A 5,623-nucleotide genomic window follows, 5' to 3' on the forward strand; every position below is an offset into this window, starting at 1 on the left:
TAGCTCGGGCACCGCTTGGCGGATACGGTAAAGCGGGAGTTGGGGTGTGCGGCCGGACCGTTGCCGGCATCGTACGCCCTGCCCTGCCAATCGGTCACCGGCATGCCGTCCGGCAGCCCTTCCCACCAAGGTTGGTTGTCGGCAGTGACCGCGACATTGGTGAAGATGGCGCCGTCATTCAACATGGCCAAGGCGTTCGGATTGGTTTTCGCACTGGTGCCGGGCGCCACGCCGAAGTAACCGGCTTCCGGATTGATGGCATACAGACGGCCATCGGCACCCGGACGCATCCAGCAGATGTCGTCGCCGACGGTCCAGATTTTCCAGCCGGCATTGCGGTAGCCTTCCGGCGGAATCAGCATGGCCAGATTGGTCTTGCCGCAGGCGCTGGGAAACGCGGCGGCGATGTAATGCGTTTCACCCTGCGGATTTTCCACGCCAAGGATGAGCATGTGTTCGGCCAGCCAGCCCTCCTGCCGCGCCTGCCAGGAAGCGATGCGCAGCGCGTGGCATTTCTTGCCGAGCAGTGCATTGCCGCCGTAACCGGAACCGAAACTCTGGATTCCGAGTTCTTCGGGGAAATGCATGATGAAACGGCGGTCGGGATTGAGGTCGCCGGTGGAGTGCACGCCTTTGACGAACGTGCCTTCGCGCTCGATGCGGGCAAGGGCCGCGGCACCCATACGCGTCATCAGGCGCATGTTGATCACCACGTACGGACTGTCGGTGATCTCCACGCCGCAGCGCGCCAGCGGTGAATCGATCGGCCCCATGCAGTACGGCACGACGAAGAGCGTGCGCCCTTTCATGCAGCCTTGGTACAGCGCATCCATTTTTGCCTTGGCTTCGGCCGGATCCATCCAGTGGTTGTTCGGGCCGGCATCGTCGCGGTTTTTGGTGCAGACGAAGGTCAGATGCTCGACGCGGGCGACATCGGACGGGCTGGACCGGTGCAGGAAGCAATTCGGGTGACTGCGCGGATTCAAGGCGATGAGATCGCCGGTTTCCAGCATCATTTTGACCAAACGGGCATTTTCTTCATCGGAGCCATCGCACCAATGCACCCGGTCGGCTTCGGTCAGGCTTGCATACGTATGTATCCAGGCGTTCAATTCAGGAAGTTGGCTGCTCATCGGGGCTCTCGGAAAGGGAAAAGGAGACGGCCGTTATTTGATTCTGGTTTTCGGCCGATAGACGACTATTTTAACCGCCCGAGGGGATCAATGTCTCGGTCAGATGCGCCACGTACTGCTCGAATTCGGCATGACTGAGCTTGGGCGTTCCCAGTTGCAGGTTCAATTGCAGGAAACCCACATACGAGGCATAGACAAGAACGGCGCGGCTTTGCGCGGTTTTGCGCGGCAATCCGGCCTGACGCAGGCTGGCGGTCAGGTAATCGATGCGACGCTGCGACACCCGCGCCAGCACCGGCTTGACCAGCGGATGATCGATGGCTTTCAGCAATTCGCTGTAGATCTTGTGGGCTTTCAATTCTTCCGCCACCAGCGCAATGAGGGCAGTCAGGCGGGCCTGCGCATCCGGCAGGGCATCAAGCTTGCCGAACACCTGCTCCTGTTCCTGGGACTCCCAGAGCTCCAGCGCCGCCTGAATCAGGGCATCACGGGATTCGAAGTGCCAGTAAAAACTGCCCTTGGTGACACCCAAACGCTTGGCAATCATCTCGATGGCGATATTCTGCAGCCCGCCTTCAGACAGGGCATCAAGTGCCGCCTGCTGCCAATCGCTTGATGTTAAACGATTTTTTTCAGTTATTGCGCTGGCTGGAACATTCATGATGCAATCTTCACCTTTTCCATACTCGGGAGTATTGACAAACCCCATCAAGCTGTCAATACTTTAGCGTATGGTGGCATTCCCCGCAAGTGAGGTGCCATCGCCGTGATTCCTTATTTTCTGGAGAGTGTTATGAGTATCCTCGCCCCGTGGCTGGCCCTGATTCTGGTCATTGCCTTCGTGAGCTATCACCGGTTCTCCTTGGCGGTATTCGCTGCCATCGGCGGCTCGGTCCTGGTGGCTTGCGCCCTGCTCGGCGCCTCATCGGCCTCGGTCATCGCCGCCGCCGTCGTGCTGGGCCTGATCGTGCTGCCGCTGCTGATCACTCCGATCCGCCAGCGCTTCATCACCGCACCTCTGCTCGGCTTCTACAGCAAAATCCTGCCGCCGCTGTCCGATACGGAAAAAGTGGCGCTGGAAGCCGGCACCGTCGGTTTCGAGGGCGAACTGTTTTCCGGCAAACCCGATTGGAAGACGCTGCTCAGCCAACCCAAACCGGAATTGACCGCGGAAGAAAAAGCCTTCCTCGACGGCCCGGTGGAAACCGTATGCGGCATGGTCAACGACTGGGAAACCACGCATGTCCACGCCGATCTGACCCCGGATGTCTGGGAATATTTGAAGGTCAATAAATTCTTCGGCATGATTATTCCGAAAGAATACGGTGGCCTGGGTTTTTCCGCCTATGCGCACTCGCGCGTGATCATGAAGCTGGCCTCGGTTTCGGCCACGCTGTCGTCCACCGTCGGTGTGCCGAACTCGCTCGGCCCGGGTGAACTGTTGCTGCATTACGGCACCAAGGAACAGAAGGATTACTATCTGCCGCGCCTGGCCGACGGCCGCGAAGTGCCCTGCTTCGGCCTGACCGGCCCGACTGCCGGCTCGGATGCCACGTCCATTCCCGATTTCGGCATCGTCTGCAAAGGCGAATGGGAAGGCGCCAATGTGCTCGGTGTGCGCCTGAATTTCGAGAAGCGTTACATCACGCTCGCTCCGGTCGCCTCCATCGTCGGCCTGGCCTTCCGCCTGTATGATCCCGATGGCCTGCTGTCGGATCAGAAAGACCGCGGCATCACGCTGGCGCTGATTCCGCGCAACGTCAAAGGCATGTCCATCGGCCGCCGCCATTTCCCGCTGAACTGCGTGTTCCAGAACGGCCCGATTTACGGCAAAGACGTGTTCGTGCCGCTGTCGCAGTTGATCGGCGGTGAAGATTACGTCGGCCAAGGCTGGCGCATGCTGGTGGAATGCCTGTCCATCGGCCGTTCCATCACCCTGCCCTCCACCTCCAGCGGCGCGGCCAAACTGGCGGCCGTGGTTTCCGGTGCGTATGCCCGCATCCGCAAGCAATTCGGCCTGTCCATCGGCCGCTTCGAGGGCGTGGAAGAAGCACTGGCGCGCATCGCCGGCAACGCCTATGCCTCAAGCGCGCTGTCGCAATCGACTGCCGCTGCCGTCGACCGCGGTGAAAAACCGGCCGTGCCTTCGGCCATTGCCAAATACCACTGCACCGAAATGGCCCGCGAAGTCGCCAAAGACGCCATGGACATCCACGGTGGCAAGGGCGTCATCCTGGGGCCACGCAACTACCTCGGCCGCGGCTGGCAAGCTGCGCCGATTTCGATCACAGTCGAAGGCGCCAACATCATGACCCGCAGCCTGATGATCTTCGGTCAAGGCGCCATCCGCTGCCATCCGTGGGTATTGAAGGAAATGCAGGCCGCGCAATTGGCCGATCCGGTGCAGCGCCTCAAACAGTTCGATGCCAACCTGTTCGGACACATCGGCTTCGCGTTCTCCAACGCCGTGCGCTCGCTGTTCATGGGCCTGACCAACAGCCGCTTCGGCGCCGCGCCGACCAGCGGCGTGACCCAACGCTGCTACCGCAAGCTCAACCGCTACTCGGCCAATCTGGCTCTGGTCGCCGACACCTCGATGCTGCTGCTCGGCGGCAAGCTGAAGTTCAAGGAAAGCCTGTCCGGCCGTCTTGGCGATGTGCTCAGCCAGCTGTATATCGCCAGTGCCATGCTCAAGCGATTCGAAGACGAAGGCCGTCCGGCCTCCGATGAAGCACTGATGGCTTACGCGTTCAACGAATGCGTGTTCAAAATCGAACGCGCCTTGTCCGGTGCGCTGCGCAACTTCCCGATCCGTCCGGCCGCGTATCTGCTCTGGCTGCTGGTGTTCCCGTTCGGCCGCCGCGCCCAGGAGCCGAGCGACCGCCTGGCGCACCGTGCCGCGGCCATGCTGATGTCGCCGTCCGATGCCCGCGATCGTTTGGCCGATGGCGTGTTCCTGACACCCTGCGCCAATAATCCGGCCGGCCGCATCAATGCCGCGCTGGTGAAAGTGATTTTGGCCGAACCGGTCGAGCGCAAGTTCCAGAAAGCGCTGAAAAACGCCGACATCGAAGCCCTCAGTTTTCCCGAGCAGCTCGATGAAGGCGTACGCGAAGGTTGGATCAGCAGCGATGAACGCAAACAGCTGGAAGAGCTGCGCGAACTGACCTGGGATGCGATCACCGTCGATGACTTCGATCACAGCGAACTCATTGCCGCCAGCGCCCTGAAAGGCAAAGCCTACAACCAGGCCGCCTGATGGCAACGCCCTTGCTGGCACTGTATGGAAAAATCAGCCGGTGGCCCTGCGGCCACTGGCTATTTTCCAAAGCAGTCTGTTTCAAGGCGCCGTATTTCGGCACCATTGCGCCAATCATCACCCGTCTTGAAAACGGCCGCTGCGAAGCGGTCATCAAAGACCGGCGCGCCGTGCACAATCACATCGGCACCGTGCATGCCATCGCCCTGTGCAATCTGGCCGAGCTGTGCGCCGGGGTGATGACCGATGCCAGTCTGCCGAAAGCGATGCGCTGGATTCCCAAAGGCATGACCGTGGCCTATCTGAAACGCGCCAAAGGCCGCATGCACGCGATTGCCACGCCGATGATTCCGATGGTTGATTCCGATGCCGGTTATGATCTGCCGGTGAATGTGGATGTCCTGGACTCCAGCGGCGACAAGGTGTTCCATGCCGAAATCCGCATGTGGATGAGCCCGCGGAAATAAGACTCCGGCCCGCGACAAGTCACGCTTAAGATTGTTCGTGGCCCAAGCGTTTTTCGATTTGAATCACCCGCCAGGCATTCAGGCACATCAATGCCGCCACCAGGAATCCGCCAGCGAACACCACGGTTGATCCAGCGGCCGCCAGGCCTTTGTGAACCCATGAGAACGTCAGGTCACCGCCGCGGTATACCGCGGTATCGATGAAGGCCTTGGCTTTGTAGCGCGACTCCCGATCGACTCGGGTATAAAGGGTTTCACGTGCGGGTTTCGACAGCGAGAATTCGCCGGCACGGGTCGCAATCTGCACCGCTGCGACCAGCAGCGGTACCGGCGCCGCACACAGCGCGGCATAGCCAAGCAAAATGGCGAAGGCCGGTATCAGCAGCATCGGCGCAACGCCAAAACGCCGCAGCAGGGCGCGCGTCAGGAATACCTGGATAAACAGGGTGACGGCATTGATGATCAGATCAATGCGCGAGAAGAACTGCGTGCGTGCCTGCTCATCGGTGAAAAAGGCCTTGGCGATGGCGGCCTGCTCGTTGTAAAGCAGGGTACCCACGCCGACGCCGAAAATCATGAACCCGGCCAAGGCGCGCAGCAACGGCGTCTGCCAGACCAGCTTCAGGCCGGCCCACATGCTGCCGCCGATGACCGCACTTTTCAGGGAGTCGGCACGTTGGCGATCGGCCCAACGCCCGAGCACATGGATACACAGGCAGCATAAACCCAACAGAAACGCCGAAACCAGCATCAGCGGTGCAATC

The 5,623-nt window shown here is 60.5% G+C and carries 4 protein-coding genes and 1 pseudogene; 2 read left to right on the forward strand and 3 right to left on the reverse strand.

Annotation, left to right across the window (positions count from 1 at the left end):
* On the reverse strand, positions 1-1,133 hold a 1,133-nt coding region (locus tag Q0W88_RS10215; protein ID WP_297803194.1), incomplete at its 3' end, for a phosphoenolpyruvate carboxykinase (GTP).
* Positions 1,134-1,203: 70 nt separating this feature from the next.
* A complete protein-coding gene (locus Q0W88_RS10220) occupies positions 1,204-1,794 on the reverse strand; it encodes a TetR/AcrR family transcriptional regulator (protein ID WP_297803197.1) in 591 nt (196 codons plus the stop codon).
* 132 nt (positions 1,795-1,926) lie between these two features.
* Between Q0W88_RS10220 and Q0W88_RS10225 the strand changes: the two genes are divergently transcribed.
* Together Q0W88_RS10225 and Q0W88_RS10230 are read left to right on the forward strand one after the other, a co-directional pair.
* A complete protein-coding gene (locus tag Q0W88_RS10225) occupies positions 1,927-4,392 on the forward strand; it encodes an acyl-CoA dehydrogenase (protein ID WP_297803201.1) in 2,466 nt (821 codons plus the stop codon).
* Positions 4,392-4,859: a hotdog fold domain-containing protein gene (locus tag Q0W88_RS10230; protein ID WP_297803204.1), complete on the forward strand. Its 468-nt coding sequence runs from the start codon at positions 4,392-4,394 to the stop codon at positions 4,857-4,859. Before Q0W88_RS10225 ends, Q0W88_RS10230 begins: the two co-directional genes overlap by 1 nt.
* A gap of 25 nt (positions 4,860-4,884) precedes the next feature.
* On the opposite strand, the pseudogene Q0W88_RS10235 reads toward Q0W88_RS10230, so the two are convergent.
* Positions 4,885-5,623: pseudogene (locus Q0W88_RS10235) on the reverse strand (MFS transporter); the annotation flags it as partial.

This window comes from Arenimonas sp. GDDSR-1, assembly GCF_025980345.1.
Lineage (GTDB): Bacteria > Pseudomonadota > Gammaproteobacteria > Xanthomonadales > Xanthomonadaceae > Arenimonas.

What these genes read in the sequence shown, in the direction of transcription:
- Q0W88_RS10220 (WP_297803197.1), bottom strand. Translation starts at nt 1,794, where the DNA reads ATGAATGTTCCAGCCAGCGCAATAACTGAAAAAAATCGTTTAACATCA.
- Q0W88_RS10225 (WP_297803201.1), top strand. Translation starts at nt 1,927, where the DNA reads ATGAGTATCCTCGCCCCGTGGCTGGCCCTGATTCTGGTCATTGCCTTC.
- Q0W88_RS10230 (WP_297803204.1), top strand. Translation starts at nt 4,392, where the DNA reads ATGGCAACGCCCTTGCTGGCACTGTATGGAAAAATCAGCCGGTGGCCC.